A 19313-nucleotide genomic window follows, 5' to 3' on the forward strand; every position below is an offset into this window, starting at 1 on the left:
CCTCAGTTGCAGGGCCAGGCCGCTTTGTCTTGCGGCAACGCAGGGCTGCGCAGCTGATCGCCGGCATCGATGCCAAGGCGCGCGGCCAGGCCACCGTTGATTTCCAGCACCGCCAACGTTGGGGCACCTGCCGGAATCGGCGTCTCGTCCAGTGGAATGGCTTCGGAGTGTACGCGAACGATCGTGCCTGTCTGGTCCACGAAGATCATGTCCAGCGGGATCAGCGTATTGCGCATCCAGAACGACACCGACGATTCGCGCGGATAGACGAACAGCATTCCGGCCATGCGCGGCAGACTTTCGCGAAACATGAGGCCCTGCGCCTGTTCCTGCGGTGTCATCGCCAGTTCGACCTTGAACCGGACCGACCCGAAGTCCCCACGCACCTCCACCCGGTTTTCGTCGCAAATCGGCGAAGTGGTTTTCGCGCCGGCCACACCCGGCAGAAGCAGCAGGGCCGTCAGCGCCCCGATCAGGGCACGCCGCGTCAGTCGTCCGTGAAGAATTCCCATCTGCGCACCTCGACCGCCAGCTTGCCCCGCGCACCTTCCAGGACGCGAACGCAAAATGCCTCACCGGCAAGCACGTCCGCAAGTCCGAAGCGGCGCAGAACCTCGACGTGAACGAAGATGTCATCGGTGCTGCCGAAGACGTTCACGAAGCCGAAGCCTTTGCTCTTGTCGAACCATTTTACCCGCGCCGGCAGATAGGGCGCATCGGGTGGCGGGTCGCGCATGTATTCAGGCGTCGCTTGAAGCGGGTCGATTTCGGGCGGACGCACGTCCAGCACCTGAATCGCCTGCAGACCACGTTCGCTGGTCTGATACGTCAGGACGACACGGCTTCCATCGAGGATGGAGCTTTGGCCAAACGCGCGCAGCACATTGGCATGAAGCAGGATGTCACGATCCAGGCCATCGCAGACCACAAAGCCGAATCCGCGCGTTGCGTCGAACCATTTGACGGTCCCGACGATCTGAAGCGCCTGTTCCGCGTCACTTGCCACGGGAATGTCTTTATTCTGATACATATGCAAATGCGATAGTGCGCCAGCGGCTACACATTCAACCCCCTGACGAGCCCAGTCTTTCCTTACCGTAGTGTCACATACGGTTAACAAGTCGTTAACTATTAATATAAGATCTTGCTGGCATTACACTGTTGTCGCGTGACCGGCCCGACCGGAAGTTGTGCGGAAATCCGCCGTCCGCCAAAAAAGGCGATCAAGGGTTGAGCCGGGTGGCCGTCCATCCGCCCGATGTGTCCGCTGCCGGGGTAAATCGAAACCGATCATGAAGCCGGAATGCGCCATCGGCCCACAGCTCGATCTCGACCGGACGAATCCGGAACCCGCCCCAATGCGGCGGACGCGACGGCAATGGCCCCTTGGTCGCCGTGACCTTGGCGACCTTCGCCATCAGCGCCGCACGACTGTCCAGCGGGCGCGACTGATCCGACGCCCAGGCCCCCAACCGCGACTGCAACGAGCGGGAGGCGTAATAGGCGTCGGCCTGCGCGTCCGACACCCGCTCCACATGCCCGCGCACCCGCACCTGCCGGCGCAGGCTCTTCCAGTGCATGACGAAGGCGGCTTTCGGCGTGGCCGCCAGCTCCTGACCCTTCTGACCTTCGAAGTTGGTATAGAAGACGAACGCCCCCTCCCCGACTTCGATTTCCTTCAGCAGAACCATCCGAACATTCGGCATGCCGTCGGTGTCCACCGTGGCGATGGCGATCGCGTTGGGGTCTTCCGGCTCGCTCGCCGTCGCTTCCTCCAGCCACCGCGCGGCGATGGCCACCGGGTCGTCGCCTGCGAAGATTCCGTCCCGTTCGTCGCCCATCTAGGCCCCCGATCCTGTAAACCTTGCTGCACAATCGCCTTTCGCCTAAAGCCGATGCCAAGGCAAGTCGGAGGGGACCCCATGGCAGGTATCATGGCAGGCAAACGCGGACTCATCATGGGGCTCGCGAACGATAAATCCATCGCATGGGGCATCGCAAAGGCCTGCGCCGCACAAGGGGCCGACCTGGCCTACAGCTACCAGGGGGAGGCGTTGAAGAAACGCGTCGTGCCCCTGGCCGCCCAGACCGGCAGCGATATCGTCATCCCGTGCGACGTTGGCGAAGGCGCGTCCATCGACGCGATGTTCGACGAACTTCGGACCCATTGGGACACTCTGGATTTCGTCGTCCACGCCATCGGGTTCTCGGACAAAAACGAACTCCGGGGCCGCTATCTCGACACATCGCTCGATAACTTCCTGATGACGATGAACATTTCGGTCTATTCCTTCACGGCCGTGATGCAGCGGGCCGAAAAGATGATGACGAACGGCGGCTCGGCCCTGACCCTCTCCTACTACGGCGCGGAAAAGGTCATGCCGCATTACAACGTCATGGGGTTGGCGAAGGCGGCGCTCGAATCTTCCGTGCAATACCTGGCCGAAGACCTGGGCCGCGACGGCATCCGCGTGAACGCCATCTCTGCCGGTACGATCAAGACATTGGCCGCGTCGGGCATCGGCGACTTCCGCTACATCCTGAAATGGAACGAGTATAATTCCCCGCTGCGCCGCACAGTCACCACCGACGAGGTGGGGGCCTCGGCCATGTATCTGCTGTCCGACCTGTCGTCCGCCGTCACCGGCACGATCCACCACGTCGACGCAGGCTACCACGTCGTCGGCATGAAGAACGTCGACGCCCCCGACATGACGCTGGACAAGAAGGGCGAATGATCCGGGCTGCGCTCCTGACGGTCTGGCTCATATGCACCGCCGGGTTTGCCTTTGCGCAGGAAAGCCTGCGCGACCGGTTCCAATCGGCGTCTGCCAATACGGCCACGAGCCGCATTCCCGATCGCATGAAGGATGACAGCTTCTGCGATCGCACCGATCTTGACACGATATCGGACAGTCCATGGGAAACGTCGACCTTGCTGGGCGTGACCGGGCTGTCGGGCATGATGGGCGGCGCGGTGCGTTTCGACCCGTCGAGACCTGGTGGTTACGACATCTCCGCGCCGGATCCGTCCGGCACGCGGACATTGACGCACCGCGAGGTGGACGGGTTTCGCCGCATCCTGAGGCCGATGTCCTTTGCGGATTTGAACATGGAAGAGCAAATCGACGGCGGACAGACGCTCGGGTATCTACTGGGTGATCTGTCGATCGAGACCGCATCCGGGTGCCCGGCCAACCGTCTGCCGGTCTTCGAAATCCTCGACGGACGGGACGGCGTGCATCCGGGGCGGATTGGATACGTCTTCTTCCTGACCTCCACGCTTGGATACGAGCTGTCGGGGGCGAGTTCCAGATCCGACGGCAGCGGACCGCCGCTCTACAAAAGCAGCATCCTGATGCGGTGATGCCGACCCTGACCCTCGCGCAACTCCTGGCGTTCAACGTCGCGGTGTTCTTCGCCTCCATCGGCCCTGGCCCGGCCTTCCTCGTCTGCACGCAGGCCAGCCTCACGGGCGGGCGCCGCGCTGGCGTCATGACGGGCCTGGGCCTCGCCCTCGTCGCCGGTCTCTGGACGCTGGCCGCGCTCCTCGGGCTCGACGCGCTCTTCGACAACGTCCCGGGGTCCTACACGATGATGCGCATCGGCGGCGCGGGCCTCGTCCTCGCCATCGCCGTCGCCACCTGGATCAACGCCGAAAGCCCCATCGCCGATGTGCCGCGCGTGTCCCGGCGGCGGGCGTTCCTGCAGGGCGCCCTCCTCAACCTCGCCAATCCAAAGAGCATTATCTTCTCCGCGGGTGTCCTCTTGGTCATCTTCCCACCCGGCCTGAACGCGACCGAAATGGCCGTCATCACCGCCAATCACATCGCGTTGGAGGCCGTGGTCTACGCCACCCTCGCCTGGCTGTTGAACAGACCCTCGGTGCGCGCGCGATACCTCGCCCTGAAACCCCGGATCATGCGCGCGATGGCAATAGTGCTGGCGCTGCTCGGTCTGCGCCTGCTTCTCTTCGGCTGATGGGCGATGTTGACCCCGCCCCATTCCCCGTGATCTAGCCAAGGCCCCGATGATCCGCAAAGACACCGCTTCGACCATGCGCCACCCGCTTTCCAATCCTTTGCCAATCCGGCCTGTCGCATGACGGCGCTGGCCTTCGCCTCGGTCGCGCTCGTCCACCTGCTCGCCGCCATCTCGCCGGGTCCGTCTTTCGTTCTTTCGATCAAGACGGCAGCCGCCGAAGGGTTCCGTCCCGCACTGGGCCTGGCCCTCGGCTTCGGGATCGGCGCGGCGATCTGGGCGCTCTTGGCGCTCGTCGGGCTGTCGCTGTTGTTTCAGGTCGTCCCGGTCCTCTTCACCGTCCTCAAACTTGGCGGTGCCCTTTTCCTAATCTGGATCGCCATCCTGATGTGGCGCCACGCCCCCGATCCGATGCCGCAGGCCGCCGACATCGCGCCGCGCAGTATGGCGTCGGCGATCCGGCTGGGCATCGTCACGATGTTCGCCAACCCCAAGCCGGCCATCTTCTTCGGCGCGGTCTTCCTTAGCTTCGTCCCGGCCGAGACGACCGTCCTGGCCAAGGCGATCATCGTCTTCAACATCTTCTGGGTCGAGGCGGCGTGGTACATCCTCGTTGCGCGCCTCTTCTCCCTGCCCGCCGCCCGTGCTGGCTATGCCCGCTTCAAGACCAAAATGGACCGGACCCTCGGCGTCGCCCTCGGCGCGCTGGGTGTCCGCCTCGCCCTGCCCTAGGAGTTACCGATGTCCACGCAATTGCCCCACGAAAAAGGCTTCCACATCAGCTGGGACCAGATCCACCGCGACAGCCGCGCTCTGGCCTGGCGGCTGGACGGCAACGGCCCCGGCGACAATGGCACCTGGAAGGCGATCGTCGCAATCACCCGCGGCGGTATGGCACCGGCGATGATCATCGCGCGCGAACTCGACGTCAGGCTGGTCGATACGATTTCGATCAAATCCTACGACCACCAGTCACAAGGCGAGGCCCAGGTCCTCTCCCGGCCTGACCCCGAAATGATGGGCGACGGCACCGGCGTCCTCGTCATCGACGATTTGGTCGACTCCGGCAAAACGCTGGAAGTCGTGCGCAGTCTCTACCCCCAGGCACATTTTGCCACCGTCTACGCCAAGCCCAAAGGGGAGCCGATGGTCGACACTTTCATCACCGGTGTCAGCCAGGACACCTGGATCTTCTTTCCGTGGGACATGGCGCTGCAATACGTCGAACCCTACCGCGGCAAAGACTGAGCGCCGCGCGCGTCAAGCGAAACGACGTCGGACGTAGATCACCCGTAGATCACCCGTCGGTCACCCGTGAAATGAACCGCAGACGGATGCCATCCTTCGCGCGCACCGTCAGATGCGCCACGGGGACCGGGACATCGTCCGTCGTCTCGACGCGGAACGCGCCGATCAGGCGCGACAACAGCAAGACGCCTTCGGCCATCGCAAACCCCGCACCCGTGCACACGCGCGGCCCCGCGCTGAAGGGCATATAGGCCAAGCGACTGCTTTCCTTACCTTCTGTCGTCGTCCAGCGGTTTGGATCGAAGTGGTCCGGCCGGTCCCACATCCGCTCGTGACGGTGCAGGTGCCAAGGGCTCAGCACGATCTGCGCGCCCTTCGGGGCGTCGCGCTTGCGAAACGTCTCCGCCTGCACCGTCTCGCGAACCATCATCGGAACGGGCGGATACAGCCGCAGCGTCTCGCGAAAGACATCGCGCGTGAAGGTCATCCTTGAAAGGTCGGAAAACGCGAAGGTTTTCCAATTTTGCCTCGCTTCCGCAGCGACGCGGTCTTGTGCCTCGGGGCTTGCTGCCAGCAGATACAATCCCCATGCCAGCGCGGACGCGCTCGTCTCGTGACCGGCTAGAAAGAAGATCGCGACCTGATCGACCATTTCCTCCGGACTGAACCGGTGCCCCGTCTCGGGATCGGCAAATGTCATGATCTTCGTTGCCAGATCGTCGGGGGCGGTCCCCGCCGGGATCTCTTCGGCCCGCCGATTGACCAGCGCGGTGATCGCGGCCCGGATCGACCTCGCCGCGATCAAGGTGCGACGCCTGTGAAACCGGGGCATCCAACGCGGCAGCGGGATCAAGGCGGCAATGTTCAGAAGGGGTTGCGTGCGTTGATAGGCACGAAACTCATGGAAGACGTTCGCCGCCAGCGCATCCTCGATCGGGACGGAAAACAGGGTGCGAAAGATGACGTCGGCCGCCGCATAGCTCGCAATCTCCTCGACCTCCTGCTCCCCCTCCCGAATCCGCGCAACTATCGCCGCCGCCGCATCCAGCATCCCTGGAAAGGCATCGCGGAGACGACCACCGGCGAAGGCCGGGTCGATGATCCGGCGCTGTCGCTTCCATTCGGCCCCGTTCGTCACGAAGACGGAGCGCCCGAGCAGCGGGGCCAATCCTTCGCGGATGCGATCCGATTTCGGAAAATCGTCGGGACGGGTTTTGAGAACCAGGTCAATGAGTTTCGGGTCGTTCATCATGTAACTTTGGAAGAACGGCGTTCGGAACTCGGCCATCCAAGCATGGTAGAGCCGCGCCGGCTGCGCGCTCAGGATATCGGCCCGAAATCGCCGCGCGTATCCCAGTGGACCAACGTGTCCGTCGCGGGATGCGGGTTTGGGCGGGATCATGGCGTCATGTCGGTGAACCGATTCACCGCCGTCCGCTTCGTCGACGGGCTGTCCGCGCGATCCGCGAACCGCGTCGCAAGCCGTTGCGGACCTGCGGTGACGCGAAAGTAGTCGTAGTCTCCTGGCGTGCCCGGCAAGTTATCGAAGGCGCAGAGATACTGAAAATGCAGACGAAAATACCGACGCTTCAGCGCGGTCCAGGTTTGCGGCGTCAGGGTTTGCGTGAAGGCCGCTGACAAGATCAGCGGCCCTGTTCTAACCGGTGGTTCGACCCCGCTGACCGCCACAGGATCGCACAACGCGAAGGCGCATCCATCGCCGGGGGCCGTGACGTCGACCCAAGGCACGATCCCCTGCCCGCCCGTGACATGAAGATCGCCACGTAAGCGACTGGCACAGGGCAGAAAACTGACCATTGGAACCACGTGGCCCAGGGTCAGAAGGCTGCATCGTCTCTCAGGGATCCGGCCTGCGCGGATCATGTCCGCCAAGACGGATATCGCCAGATGCGCCCCCGACGAATGGCCGACGATCAGGACCTCGTCCGCCTCCGTCGCGAAGGCTTCGGCGATATGATCGGCGAATTCCTCCATCCGCCTTTCAAGCTCTGGCGGGTTGGCGCCGTTCCACCGGGCCGAGAAGGCATAATCGTGCATCAGATAATAGGCGAAGACCTTGGAATCCTTGGTTTTGAACCACCGAAGACACGCCCGCAATGTCGCCACCGCGAAAATGATCGACACGATGGTTGCAGTGACCTCCCCCGCCGGCCAAATCGCGCGCAGGCCCCATACCGTCAAGGCGGCCACGGCCCATCCGGCCAGCACAGCAACCCCAAGTTGCAGGAGCAGAAGCACGATCGGATACAGCGCGGCGATCACTGGACCCTGCCGCAGCCGCATCAGGCGAAACAAAGCACCCGATCCGATATAGGTCCACGCCGTTCGGACCAATTGGGCATAGGTCGCCGGGATCGATGCAGCCATCGACGATGACACGATGTCCGACCAGACCAGAACCTCGATCTCCGTTTCGACATCGACCCCTTCGATATGGGCCGAGACGTGCCAGGAATAGGCACTGTCGCCCTTGGTCTGCGCAATTTCGAAGCCCGATAATTCAGCCTGTTGCAGGCTTTCCTTGCGGTACAGCTCGCGATAGCGCCGGGGGTGGAACGGATCGTATCCCGGAATATAAAGGACGCGGCGGCGCGTCACGGCATGTGTCATCTTGGCGCTCGCAGCTTCCGGTCGTTCAGGGCAGGATGACAGAAAGCTCGGGCAAGATTAAGGACGTTGCATGAATATCGACCTGGAGATCGACGCCCGCGGCCTGCTGTGCCCCCTGCCGGTGCTGCGCATGAAGAAGCGGATGCAGGCGCTGCCGGCCGGTGCGATCGTCCGTCTGCTGGCCGACGACCCGGCGGCGCATGTCGACGTGCCGCATTTCTGCGCCGAGGCCGGGCATGATTTCATCGGTGCGCGAGATTCTGCGTTCACGGTGCGCAAGGGCTGATCACTCGGCCGCCTGCGACAGGCTGGGCCCGCCGGATCGGATCGTTGCCAGCAATTCCTCGCGCCGCTTGGCGGCCTTTCGTTCGTTCGCTTCCTTCACAGGCCCGAAGCCCCGGATCGTAAGGGGCAACTCTGCCAGTGCCACGACGGCATCGCGGGTGGCGTCGTTCAGCAGCGGCAGGGCCTCGCCCAGGTCGGCCTCGTATTGCTTGATCAAGCCGCGCTCCATCCGCCGCTCGGCGGTGCGGCCGAAGGGATCGAAAAATGTGCCGCGCAGCCGCTTTCCCATAGCAAGAAGCGGATAGGCCCGCTCGATCCAAGAGCCGAAATCGCGTTTGCGCGGTCGGCCGTCCGGCCCGGTTTTCGACAGCATCGGCGGGGCAAGGTGATAGGTCAGTTTTAGATCGCCATCGAACGCTTCGGCCGCCTTGTCGCGCGTCGATTGCAGCAGCCGCGCAACCTCGTATTCGTCCTTATAGGTCAGTAATTTGTGATAGCCCTTTGCCACCGCCGCGCGAACGGTCGGCTCCTGAATGGTGTCGAGCATCCGCGTGTACCGCTTGGCATAGCGCTTCGACTGATAGGCCGTCAGATGCGCAGCTCTCGCAGCGATCCGCTGGTCAAGCGACTTGGGCAGGGACGTCACCGTATCGGTCAGCATCGCCTCGACCCGGTCGACGTTCATAACAGCCCAGCGACCCAGATCGAAGGCGCGCTGGTTCTTTTCCACCGCCGCGCCGTTCAACTCCACCGCTTTCAGGATCGCGTCGCGCGTCAGGGGGACCAACCCCTTCTGCCAGGCCGCCCCCATGATCATCATGTTCGAAAAAATCGTGTCGCCCAACAGCTTTTCGGCCAGACGCGATGCGTCGAATATCGTAAGCCGGTCGCGCAACCGGGCCTGCAGTGATAAAATCAGGCGGTCAACGGGCAGTTTGAAATCCGCGTTCAAGGTGAAGTCGCCGGTGACGATCTCGTGCCCATTGACGACCGCGCCGGTTCGACCCGAGGACGTCAAGGCCAAGGTTTTCGTATCCGCCGAGACGACCAGATCGCCGCCGATCAGGGCATCGGCTTCGCCCAATGCCACGCGGATCGCGCTGATATCGGACGGCGTGTCGGCAAGACGAACGTGCAACGCCACGGCGCCGCCCTTCTGCGCCAGGCCGGCCATTTCCATAAGGCCCGCGCCCTTGCCATCCAGATGGGCGGCCATCGCCATGACCGCCCCGATGGTCACGACACCCGTGCCGCCGACACCCGTGATGACGGTGTTCCATGTCCCATTGATCACCGGCAAAACCGGGTCGGGAAGGTGACCTATATCGACGTCCTGCGTGGCTTTCTTCTTCAACTGCGCCCCTTCCACGGACACGAAACTGGGGCAGAACCCCTTGATGCAGCTGAAATCCTTGTTGCACGACGATTGGTCGATCGCGCGCTTGGTGCCGAACTCCGTCTCGACGGGCACGAGGGAGACGCAGTTCGATTGCACCCCGCAATCGCCGCAGCCCTCGCAGACGTCGGTGTTTATGAAAATACGGCGGTCCGGGTCGGGGAACAGGCCGCGCTTGCGGCGGCGGCGTTTTTCGGCGGCGCAGGTCTGGATGAAGACGATGGCCGATACGCCCTCGATCTCGCGCATGCGTTTTTGAACCTGCTCCATCTCCTCACGCTCGTGCCATTGCAGGCCGGCGGGGAAACGTGATTTCTGCACGTCTTCTTTTTCATCGTAGACGACGGCAATTTCCTTGACGCCCATGGCCTGCAATTCGCGGGTGATCTGCTCGGGGGCCAAATCGCCCTCGTTGTGCTGTCCGCCGGTCATGGCGACGGCGTCGTTGTACAGGATCTTGTAGGTGATGTTGGTCTTGGCGGCCAAGGCGGCGCGAATGGCAAGAATACCGGAGTGGTTGTAGGTGCCTTCCCCAAGGTTCTGAAACACGTGCCTACGCTTGGAAAACTGGCTTTCGCCGACCCAGTTCACGCCTTCGGCCCCCATGTGGGTATAACCTTCGGTCGACCGATCCATCCACAGCGCCATGACGTGACACCCGATACCCGCCCCCGCGCGCGACCCTTCGGGCACCTTCGTCGACGCATTGTGAGGACAGCCCGAGCAGAACCAGGGCGTGCGCTTGGCGATGTCGGGGGCATTGTCGGCGCGCTTGGCCTCCTCGATCCGAGTCATGCCGGCCGTCATGCGGTCGGTGCCGCAGCCCTCGTCGGTCAGGATGACGCCCAGCTTCTGCGCGATGTCGGTCGGGTCCAGCGCATAGGCCTGCTGAAACAGGATCGGGCCGTTCGACCCCTTGCGATAGCCCCAGACGCGGCGACCGTGGCGATCGTCGAAAATCGCCTCCTTCACCTGCACTTCGATCAGCTTACGCTTCTCCTCGACGCAGACGATCAAATCCAGACCCTCGGCCCAGTCGTGCAGGCCCTTCATGTCCATCGGCCAGACCTGTCCGACCTTGTAGGTTGTGATGCCCAGCCGCTCGCATTCCGTCTCGTCCAGCCCCAGCAGGTTGAGCGCGTGAACCAGATCCAGCCAGTTCTTGCCCGCCGCGACGAAGCCGATCTTGGCACCCGCCTTTCCGTGCATCCGCCTGTCCATCTTGTTGGCATGGCTGAACGCCTCGGCCGCCCACCGCTTGTAGCCCAGAAGGCGATCCTCCTGCGGGATCCAATGGTCGTTGAGACGGATATTCAGCCCGCCCTCCGGCATGTCGAAGTCCGGTGTCACGAACTCCATCCGGTCGGGGCGGCCATCGACAACGCTCGTCACCTCGACGGTGTCCTTCATCGTCTTGAGCCCGACCCAGACACCCGCATACCGCGACAGCGCCCAGCCATAGAGACCGTAGTCCAGGATTTCCTGCACCCCCGCCGGGGCCAGCACAGGCATGTGCACGTCCACCAGCGCCCAATCGGTCTGGTGACATGTGGTCGAGGATTCGCCCGTGTGATCGTCGCCCATCGCCATCAACACGCCGCCATATTTCGCGGTGCCGGCCATGTTGGCATGGCGCATCGCGTCACCCGACCGGTCGATCCCCGGCCCCTTGCCGTACCACAGGCCGAAAACGCCATCATGCGTCCCCTCGCCGCGCAGTTCCGCCTGCTGGCTGCCCCACATCGCCGTCGCGGCAAGATCTTCGTTCAGGCCTGGTTGGAACGTGACATCATTGGCCGTCAGCACCTTCGATGCCTTCGCCATGTTCAGGTCGACCGCGCCCAATGGTGATCCGCGGTATCCGGTGACGTATCCGGCGGTGTTCAGCCCGGCGCGCCGGTCCCGCTCCTTCTGCATCAACATCAGACGAACGAGCGCCTGCGTGCCGTTGAGCAGGACGTCCTTTTTTTTAAGATCGAACCGGTCGGACAAAGAAACGTCGTGGCGCATGATGAGCTCTCCCTCGGTTCATTTATAGGTCAAATAGACTGACCTATAAAGCGAAATCTTCTTCACACTTTCCCATCACCCTACCGTATAGGATTGTGCGGGGAGCGGCTATTCTGACGCGGGTGATTCATGGACTGGGATAAACTACGGATTTTCCACGCGGTCGCCGACGCTGGTTCCCTCACGCATGCCGGCGACGTGTTGCACCTGTCGCAATCGGCGGTCAGCCGCCAGATCCGCGCGCTCGAAGACAGCCTCAGCACCACGTTGTTTCACCGCCATGCGCGCGGCCTGATCCTGACCGAACAAGGGGAGCTTTTGTTCGACGCGACCCAGGCGATGACCAAGCGGCTGGATACCGCCAGCGCGCGCATCCGCGATTCCGAGGAAGAGGTGTTCGGCAATCTGCGGGTGACGACGACGATCGGCTTTGGGTCCATTTGGCTGGCCCCGCGTCTGTCGAAACTCTACGCGAAATATCCCGATCTCAGCCTCGATCTTATGCTGGAAGAACGCGTTCTGGATTTGCCCATGCGGGAGGCGGATGTCGCCATCCGGATGAAGGAGCCGAGCCAGGCCGATCTTGTCCGCAAACGTCTGATGGACATACGCATGCAGCTTTTCGCCTCCCCCGCGTATCTGGAGGCGAATGGCACGCCGAAATCGCTGCACGATCTGGCGGCGCACCGTCTGTTGTGCCAGTCGCTCGACGTCACGCAGGTCAGTGCGGGGGCCACGCTGGTCCGGGAATTGATGACCTACGACGTGGGGCGGACGCTCAAGGTCAATAACTATTTCGGCGTGCTGCAGGGCGTGCTGTCGGATTTAGGGATCGGGGTTCTCCCCGATTATCTGAGCCAGGATTTCCCGCAATTGGTCCGGGTTCTGCCGGCGGTGGAATCGAACGAAGTGCCGGTGTTCCTCGCCTTCCCCGAAGAGCTTCGCGGCTCCAAACGGGTGGAAGCCTTCCGCGATTTCGTGGTGGAGGAGGTCGTGGCCTATCGCAAAGCCAGGCAAGACGCGGCCTAGGAAAGCAGGCCGCTTTTTTGCCCAGCCATGTGCCGAACGCATAGCGGGAATGCACCGATCGGTTCAGTTTCTGCCTTGTCGGAAGGCATCGTGCGTAATATTTATTCAGTCGAAGGACGACATCTGATGTCCCTTCACCTCCCTGTTGGACTTCGGACGAGCCTTGAGCTCGGCCTTTTTTTATTCCGCGTCGGCCAAGTGGGCCTGCAACGCGCCGTAATGTCCCAATCCAGGCATCTCGGTCAGGCCAGCATTCGGCAACGCGTCCAGCAAAGCATGGGCCATCGCGGGTGGAACCCAGGCATCTTCGGTTCCCTGCCGAATTTCGATACGACACTGCACATCGCGCAAGATCGGTCGCCAGTCTGAGACGTAAAGCCGAAGCCAGGCCGCATAGGCTGCCCGCTGTGTCAGGGCCTGGCGCAAACCGCGCGTGACGATCCGGCGTGCGGGATCGTTCCGAAACAGGGCGCGCTCCGCAGGCTGGGCCGTCGAGATCATCGCGCGGAGCACGATGCCGGGTGCCACACGTGTCGCAGCCGCCTGCATGGACAAAAGGAACCGCAGGCGCGCGGCGGAGGATCTGGCCACGCGGAACACCTGCGCGCCCGCCATGTCCGGCAGGAACTGCCCCAGGGTCAGCGGTGCGGCCGGCGCGATCAGATGCAGGTCAGTCACCATATCGGGCCGCCGCGCCGCCAGATGCAGCGCCGCCATTGCGCCCAGCGAAAACCCCGTCACGCGCATTAAGCCGGACGTGGCGCACTGCGCGTCGAACCTGTTCAGCAGATCGCCGATGGGGTCGCCGGGGTCGCAGCCAAGCAGATCAGCGCAGGCCCAGCCCTTTGGACGGTGCCCCGCAAGTTCGATTTCGCCCGGCCACCCCGGCAGTCCGTGACAGTAGAACGTGCCCAGGCTCACCCGGTGGCGGCCGTCGCAGTCGCCTGAATACGCTCCACCATCGCGCGCAATCCGTTGGACCGCTGCGACGACAGGTGATCGTTCAGGCCCAGCCGCGCCAGTTCCGCGCGCGCATCGACCTTAGTCACCTCGCCTACGCGCAAACCGCCATACAACTCGTGCAGGATGGCGATCAGGCCACGCACGATCATCGCGTCGGATTCTCCTGCAAAATCGAAGGTCGCGTCAGCCCCCTGCCCGTCGATACGCGGATGGATCCAGACCTGACTGGCGCAGCCATCCACCTTCGTCGCATCGACCTTCAACGCGTCGTCCAGCGGCGGAAACGCCTTGCCCAGCTCGATCACGTGGCGGTAGCGATCTTCCCAGTCGTCCAGAAACTCGAACGTCTCGACCAGATCTTCAAAGCGGTCCTGTGCCATCGAAAATTCCCTTCGTTGCCGATCACGTAGGCGCGCGACACCGCAAGGTCCAGCCCGCTTCCCAAAGGCGCGGCAATCGGCTAGCCCGTTGTCCAACGACGGTACGGGGGAATTCACCATGTTCGCACGCATCACCGCGGTTCTTGCAATCGGCGCGCTGTCGGCCTGTGGCGTGGGACAGACCCGTTTGAACCCGCTCAACTGGTTCGGATCGGATCGGGAGGAACGGATCGAACAGGTCCGCGCTGAAGCCGCGCGCCCCGTCGTCCAGCAGGTCGTGTCGCTCAAGGCGGAGCCGACGCCGGGCGGGGTGATCGTGACGGCCGTGGGCCTGCCGCCGACGCAAGGCTTCTGGGAGGCGGAGCTGGTGCGCGTCGCTTCCAGCGACCCGTCGGTCCTGGTCCTCGATTTCGGTATCCTGGACCCCCTCACGCCGGAACCCGTCGGGACGCAACCATCGCGTGAAGTGTTGGCCGGTGCCTTCTTCTCCACGCAGGATCTGGCGGGCATTCGAACGATCGCGGTGCAGGGCCTGACCAATCGCCGCTCCGTCAGTCGTCAGTAAAACTCTGAACCAACATGGCTTTGCGGTGCGACGTTAAACCCGTTCAGACCCGCGAGTTGGCCAGCGCCGCACCCTCAGACAAAGATCCCAACTTGGCGTAGGCGATCTCCGGGTCGACGGACCCGAAACCGGCGAAGGTGCCGAAGCCACAGTCGCTGCTGGCGATGACGCGGCCGGACCCGACGATACCCGCAAACCGGAGCAACCGTTCCGCCACGACTTCGGGGTGTTCGACGAAATTCGACGTGGTGTCGACGACCCCCGGCACCAGGATCTTTCGGTCGGGGATTTCGGCTTTTCGGTCACGGAACACCTGCCATTCGTGGGCGTGTCGCGGGTTCGACGTCTCGAACAGCAGCTGGTCGGCGTTCACCCCGAGAAAGGTGGAAAACACCGTATCCATCGGGATATCGCACACATGCGGGCCTTCGTAGTTGCCCCAGCAGATGTGAACCCGAATGCGTGACGGATCAATGCCTTGCAGGGCGTTGTTAAGTGCCTCCACATGACTGGCGGCGATCTTGAGGAATTCCGCGTCGCTCAGATCCGCGAACAGCATGTGCCGCGACAGCGCCAGATCGGGGCAATCCAACTGCAGGTAAAGACCGGCGTCCACGATGGTGCGGTATTCCGCGGCCATCGCATCCGACAGCGCCGCAAGGTATTCGTCACGGCTGCCATAGTGTTCGTTCTGCAGGAACAGGCTGATGACGCCGGGACTGGCCGCGTTCATGAAGCCTTGCGTCGCACCGTGATTGGCCATGGCGGCCTTCAGGTTGGCGATATCGGTCTTCAACTCGTCCTGCCCCTTGGACTTCACCGGGCCGGTGCACATGGGACGTGCGTATTTGGGCGTGCCGCCACCTTCTGCCAGACGTTTGAGAAAGCTGGGAAATTTCTTTAGATCCGCGGGGGCATTGCGCGGGGAGTCGCCCGAAAACCCGGTATAGCGATCCTTGACGTAGGTCGCATAGCTGATCTTCGACGTCTCCCCGTCCGACACGATGTCGATCCCGGCCTCCACCTGGCGGCGCACCACCTCGTCGCAGGCGGCGGTCATCTGGGCCGCGAATGCCTGTTCGTCGTAGGGCTCTTCTCGTTCGCGCGCGAAGATGAAATCGACGGTTTCCTGCGTGCGCGGAAGGCTTCCGACGTGGGTGACGCGAATGGTCATGGGCGGCTCCTCTCGGGTTCGTGATGGCGTGCCATGCGGCGGTGCCAAGGGCAAGGCAGGGGACGTGCGAAGCGCCGGCATCCGTTCCGGTCGCATCAGATCAATGGCGTCGAATGTGTCAGGAAGGACCGGGGTGATCGGCGTCCGCCAAATCGTACCCTAAGACCGCGAAACCGCTGGCCGCAGCGGGGCGTGCCTGCCCAGACCCCGCCAAAGGCCACGATCACCCTAACCAGCTGGCCCCCGGTGCATCCCCTGTGGCGACGATGTGGTACAGGCTGGCGTCGCCCGTCATCGACGGCACGGCGCTGTGCATCAGATCGGCGGGAACCGACATCGTATCGCCGGGGGCCAGGACGTCCGATCCACCGTCCCACTCCACGCGCCAGTGGCCGCGCATCGGCATCAGGACAGAAGGCCGATCATGGCAGTGCCTTGTATCCGTCGCCGACGCCCGGGTGATCAGGTCGACCTCGAACCCCGGCTTGTCCCGTATGATGCCGGTCTCCCCGATGACCTTGCAGGGTTTCGTCCCGGCCAATGCCACCATGTCGTTGTAGCGGCGCACGCCCCAACCCACGACCTGCATCGGCGTCATCTCGGGGTAGTTGGCCAACTCAATATCGGTCAGTTTGCGCATCGGCTTGACGCCTTCGGGCAAGGTCTGCCCCGCCTTCGTATCGTAAAGCGTGCCCGTTTCGGCCAGGACAAGACCGTGATCGGCGGCATCCTCGATAACCTCCGGGGCCCAGATCACGCCGCCGCCCGCATCGTCGCCGCCCAGGATCGCCATGATCATCCCATAGTCGGTCCCGATATTCTCGAACCCTCGGAAAATGCCGGTCGGGATGTCGATGATGTCGCCTTCCTCCAACACAACCTCCCCGGCGGTGCCGCGGCGCCCCCAGAAGAAACGCCAGCGTCCTTTGAGCACGAAGAACACCTCGGCTGTGCGGTGGGAATGCAGGGAGTTGCGGCATTTGGGCGGCTGGCCGGCCGCACCAATGTTAAAGCCGTGGGGGGTGGTGATGTGGACATGCTGATCGTGGCTTTCGGAAACGCCACCGCCGATGATGGTGAAATTCTCCTTCTGATCGCTGCCCGGCGTATGGGCGTCGATGAAGGCGGTCTTGCAGGGCTGGAGTTCGCCGTAGCGGACGATTTGCGGTGCATTGGTCCGGCCGTTCATTGCGTCAATCCTCTTGTGAAGTTCGTTCAAGTACCCCGGCGAAGCGATCCAGCATGTCGTCCCAGCCCCGCGCCACGTCAGCCTCGGTCGGCTGTTCGCCCAAGACAACCATCTGACTGGTGCCGGTGAAGGTGCAGCCGTCGCCGTCGGGCGTGACGTCGAATACATTCTGCATGGTCATCGCGGGGTTTCCGCCGAAGACGCCCCAGCCGTGCACGACCGCCAGACGTCCGGGTTGCAAAATGCGGATGGTATCGAACATGCGACCCACCTCCGTGTCGCCCGGCGCGATCAGGATTTCGCCGCTCTCGCCCTCCTGTGTCGCCAGGGTGACGTGAGACATGCCGGACCCTTCGGGCGTCTCGAACTGCGCGCGCAAAGCCGGGTCGAGCCAGGCATCGAAAACACGGGACGGACGCTGGGCGAACCGACGACTGCGGCGGACGGTGAAGACCTGCATCATGGTGCCCCTAGATGGATCTGCTTCCAGATCGCCGTCTCGTCGTAGACGGTCCATTCACGGCGGATGGACCAGCCGTTCGGCCCCCAGGGGCCGAATTCGGCGTGGGTGATGCCCATGACATAGACCATCGCCCCCGTAGGTGTGCCAAAGCCGCCCCACCCCTTGTGCCGCCCCCACAGCGACCAGCGGACGGCGGCGCGGGGTGGCATCATCGGGTCGTCCCGACCAATAACGTGATCGACGGTGAACTCCGCATCCGGGAACGCGGCGCGCAGTTGCATCCAGAAACGATCGGCGGCCCCATGACTGTGCCCCGTCACACCGCCAGGATATTCCAGCTGCGCGGCGCGGTCGTAGTTTTCGCGAATAACGCGCAGGTCGGCCCCCATGATCCGGGTCAGCGTTTCGGCCAGTCGCACGCCCCATTCGTTGTCGTTACCGCGTCCGCCGTAGGGCCCGCTGCGATCGGTTTCCGGCGTCAGGGGTCGGGTCGCCGTGTCCCGCCCGCCTTCGCGTTCGATCAGGTCGGCGGCATAGGCTTCGGGTGTCCAGCCCAATTGCCGCACGATGGCCCCCTGATCGCGGATCAGCCATTCGTCGTCGATGGTGATGCCCGTCGCGTGGCAATCGGCCATGATGCGATAGGTCAGCTTCTTGCCCGTCGCCTTGCCATAGACGCCGTCGCCCAGATGCGTCGCGGTCGACAGCAGGCGATGCGACGATAGAAGACCGGTCTCGCTGCTTTCCCCGCTCCAGATCACATCTTCGCCCAACAGGGTTCGGTCGGGAAACTCCGCCAAGGTCGCCATGGTCGCGCCGATCACCGACTGGTTGCCGATCACCACGCTGGCCGGCGACCGCACCACGATTTGCGGCGCGTAGTAATCGTGCAGGGTCGAGATGCCCCGATCCTCCCAGATCTCTTTGGTGATGCCGATGATGTAGTCGGGAAAATCGGACCAGCGGTCGTTGAAGGTCATGTCACGTATCCTTGGGGTATCCGGGCCGAGGATCGCACGACCAGGGGGCCGTCGATTTCGATTCGGCGGGCGGCGCGGGTCGGGTTTTCCAATTGTGCGAACAATTCTTCCACGGTGGCCTGTACCATGCGGCGGGTCGGTTGGCGCAGCGTGGTCAGATCATAGGCGGGCCAGGCGGCCATTGGTACGTCGTCGTACCCCAGGATGCTGACATCGCCCGGCACGTCCAGTTTCAGATCGAAGCGCAGCACATCCATCACCGCCAGCGCCATGTGGTCGTTCGCCACGAAGATCGCATCGGGCGGATCGGGCCTGTCCATCAGGCGGCGTGCGGCTTCGCAGGCGGTGGCACGGTCGTATTTGCCATCCTCGATCGCGTGGACGTCGTGACCCGCCTCTGCCAGCGCGGCGCGGAATCCTTCCAGCCGGTCCTGGCTGGTAGACGCATCGCGAAAGCCGCTGATGTGCGCCAAACGTTTGTGGCCGCCCGCCAGCAGGAACTCCGCCGCCTTGCGCCCGCCCGCCAGATTGTCGGAGGTGACGGCGGACAACCCCGATCCCGGTATGCCACGATTGAACAGGACCACCGGAATCCCGGCGGCCGCACAGCGTTTCGTCAGCTTGCCAGACAGGTTGATGGACGCGGTGATGATGCCGTCGACCTGATAATCCAGCAGCTCGGAGATCACCCGGTCTGTGTCGATACCATGCCGCCCGGTCGTGAAGATCAGCAGGTGATAGCCCTGTTTTTGCAGCGCGGTCGACAGTTTCTCGATCGCATCTGGATAGAACGGATTGTCCAGATACGCGACGACCAACCCGATGATCCGCGTGCGCCCCGTGATCAGACCACGGGCCAGCGCATTGGGCCGGTAGCCCAGGGTGTCGGCAGCGACGCGCACCCGTTCGGCCATGTCGGGGCTGACGGATGCCCCCTTGGTGAAGACGCGGCTGACGGCGGACTGGCTGACCCCCGCCAGCTTGGCCACATCCTGAGAGGTGATCTTGCGCGCCATCCG

At 63.3% G+C, this 19313-nt stretch carries 21 protein-coding genes; 8 read left to right on the plus strand and 13 right to left on the minus strand.

Annotated features, from left to right (window positions below):
* Positions 1-2: 2 nt before the first annotated feature.
* From JDO7802_RS13905 to pdxH, 3 genes are all read right to left on the minus strand, one after another.
* On the minus strand, positions 3-512 hold the full coding sequence (locus JDO7802_RS13905) for a DUF192 domain-containing protein (RefSeq protein ID WP_055086520.1): 510 nt from the start codon (positions 510-512) through the stop codon (positions 3-5).
* Entirely contained in the window at positions 488-1030 is a 543-nt protein-coding gene (locus JDO7802_RS13910; protein ID WP_055086522.1) for a cold-shock protein, read from the minus strand. The genes JDO7802_RS13905 and JDO7802_RS13910 overlap by 25 nt, the downstream gene beginning before the upstream one ends.
* Positions 1031-1223: 193 nt before the next feature.
* Entirely contained in the window at positions 1224-1841 is a 618-nt protein-coding gene (gene pdxH, locus JDO7802_RS13915) for a pyridoxamine 5'-phosphate oxidase (RefSeq protein ID WP_055086524.1), read from the minus strand.
* An 81-nt stretch (positions 1842-1922) separates the two neighbouring features.
* Here pdxH and fabI point away from each other — a divergent pair, with 81 nt between their 5' ends.
* The 5 genes from fabI to gpt all read left to right on the plus strand — a co-directional run bounded on the left by fabI (position 1923) and on the right by gpt (position 5229).
* On the plus strand, positions 1923-2738 hold the full coding sequence (fabI, locus tag JDO7802_RS13920; RefSeq protein WP_055086526.1) for an enoyl-ACP reductase FabI: 816 nt from the start codon (positions 1923-1925) through the stop codon (positions 2736-2738).
* Positions 2735-3367, plus strand: a complete 633-nt coding sequence (locus JDO7802_RS13925; protein WP_055086528.1) for a hypothetical protein — start codon at positions 2735-2737, stop codon at positions 3365-3367. Before fabI ends, JDO7802_RS13925 begins: the two co-directional genes overlap by 4 nt.
* Complete coding sequence (locus JDO7802_RS13930) at positions 3367-3981, plus strand: LysE family translocator (protein WP_245624198.1); 615 nt, start codon at positions 3367-3369, stop codon at positions 3979-3981. Before JDO7802_RS13925 ends, JDO7802_RS13930 begins: the two co-directional genes overlap by 1 nt.
* A 120-nt stretch (positions 3982-4101) precedes the next feature.
* Positions 4102-4713: a LysE family translocator gene (locus JDO7802_RS13935; RefSeq protein WP_055086530.1), complete on the plus strand. Its 612-nt coding sequence runs from the start codon at positions 4102-4104 to the stop codon at positions 4711-4713.
* Positions 4714-4722: 9 nt separating this feature from the next.
* Positions 4723-5229, plus strand: coding sequence for a xanthine phosphoribosyltransferase (gene gpt / locus JDO7802_RS13940; RefSeq protein ID WP_055086532.1), 507 nt, complete (start codon positions 4723-4725; stop codon positions 5227-5229).
* A gap of 49 nt (positions 5230-5278) precedes the next feature.
* Here gpt and JDO7802_RS13945 read toward each other — a convergent pair whose 3' ends face one another.
* Complete coding sequence (locus JDO7802_RS13945; RefSeq protein ID WP_055086534.1) at positions 5279-6631, minus strand: cytochrome P450; 1353 nt, start codon at positions 6629-6631, stop codon at positions 5279-5281.
* Entirely contained in the window at positions 6628-7860 is a 1233-nt protein-coding gene (locus tag JDO7802_RS13950; RefSeq protein WP_055086536.1) for a hypothetical protein, read from the minus strand. The genes JDO7802_RS13945 and JDO7802_RS13950 overlap by 4 nt, the downstream gene beginning before the upstream one ends.
* 70 nt (positions 7861-7930) lie before the next feature.
* Between JDO7802_RS13950 and JDO7802_RS13955 the strand changes: the two genes are divergently transcribed.
* The gene (locus JDO7802_RS13955; protein ID WP_055086538.1) at positions 7931-8146 is read left to right on the plus strand and encodes a sulfurtransferase TusA family protein; all 216 of its coding nucleotides are present in this window, start codon (positions 7931-7933) and stop codon (positions 8144-8146) included.
* Here JDO7802_RS13955 and JDO7802_RS13960 read toward each other — a convergent pair whose 3' ends face one another.
* The gene (locus JDO7802_RS13960) at positions 8147-11554 is read right to left on the minus strand and encodes an indolepyruvate ferredoxin oxidoreductase family protein (protein ID WP_438501649.1); all 3408 of its coding nucleotides are present in this window, start codon (positions 11552-11554) and stop codon (positions 8147-8149) included. It lies immediately after the preceding gene.
* Positions 11555-11680: 126 nt separating this feature from the next.
* Here JDO7802_RS13960 and JDO7802_RS13965 point away from each other — a divergent pair, with 126 nt between their 5' ends.
* Complete coding sequence (locus JDO7802_RS13965) at positions 11681-12580, plus strand: LysR family transcriptional regulator (RefSeq protein WP_055086541.1); 900 nt, start codon at positions 11681-11683, stop codon at positions 12578-12580.
* 180 nt (positions 12581-12760) lie between these two features.
* On the opposite strand, the gene JDO7802_RS13970 is transcribed toward JDO7802_RS13965, so the two are convergent.
* A complete protein-coding gene (locus JDO7802_RS13970) occupies positions 12761-13501 on the minus strand; it encodes an alpha/beta fold hydrolase (RefSeq protein ID WP_055086542.1) in 741 nt (246 codons plus the stop codon).
* Entirely contained in the window at positions 13498-13923 is a 426-nt protein-coding gene (locus JDO7802_RS13975) for a SufE family protein (RefSeq protein ID WP_055086543.1), read from the minus strand. The genes JDO7802_RS13970 and JDO7802_RS13975 overlap by 4 nt, the downstream gene beginning before the upstream one ends.
* A 118-nt stretch (positions 13924-14041) precedes the next feature.
* Here JDO7802_RS13975 and JDO7802_RS13980 point away from each other — a divergent pair, with 118 nt between their 5' ends.
* On the plus strand, positions 14042-14488 hold the full coding sequence (locus JDO7802_RS13980) for a hypothetical protein (protein ID WP_144430623.1): 447 nt from the start codon (positions 14042-14044) through the stop codon (positions 14486-14488).
* A 43-nt stretch (positions 14489-14531) separates the two neighbouring features.
* Here JDO7802_RS13980 and JDO7802_RS13985 read toward each other — a convergent pair whose 3' ends face one another.
* From JDO7802_RS13985 to JDO7802_RS14005, 5 genes are all read right to left on the minus strand, one after another.
* Complete coding sequence (locus JDO7802_RS13985) at positions 14532-15662, minus strand: cobalamin-independent methionine synthase II family protein (protein ID WP_055086548.1); 1131 nt, start codon at positions 15660-15662, stop codon at positions 14532-14534.
* Between the two features lie 223 nt (positions 15663-15885).
* Positions 15886-16851, minus strand: coding sequence for a cupin domain-containing protein (locus JDO7802_RS13990; protein WP_055086550.1), 966 nt, complete (start codon positions 16849-16851; stop codon positions 15886-15888).
* 4 nt (positions 16852-16855) lie between these two features.
* Entirely contained in the window at positions 16856-17311 is a 456-nt protein-coding gene (locus JDO7802_RS13995) for an SRPBCC family protein (protein WP_055086553.1), read from the minus strand.
* Positions 17311-18294 (minus strand): nuclear transport factor 2 family protein, encoded by a 984-nt coding sequence (locus JDO7802_RS14000; protein WP_055086555.1) that lies wholly within the window; start codon positions 18292-18294, stop codon positions 17311-17313. The genes JDO7802_RS13995 and JDO7802_RS14000 overlap by 1 nt, the downstream gene beginning before the upstream one ends.
* Positions 18291-19310 carry a LacI family DNA-binding transcriptional regulator gene (locus JDO7802_RS14005; protein WP_055086557.1) on the minus strand — a complete coding sequence of 340 codons (1020 nt, stop codon included), beginning with the start codon at positions 19308-19310 and terminating at the stop codon, positions 18291-18293. Before JDO7802_RS14005 ends, JDO7802_RS14000 begins: the two co-directional genes overlap by 4 nt.
* Positions 19311-19313 lie beyond the last annotated feature (3 nt).

The organism is Jannaschia donghaensis (assembly GCF_001403795.1).
Classification (GTDB): Bacteria; Pseudomonadota; Alphaproteobacteria; order Rhodobacterales; family Rhodobacteraceae; genus Jannaschia; species Jannaschia donghaensis.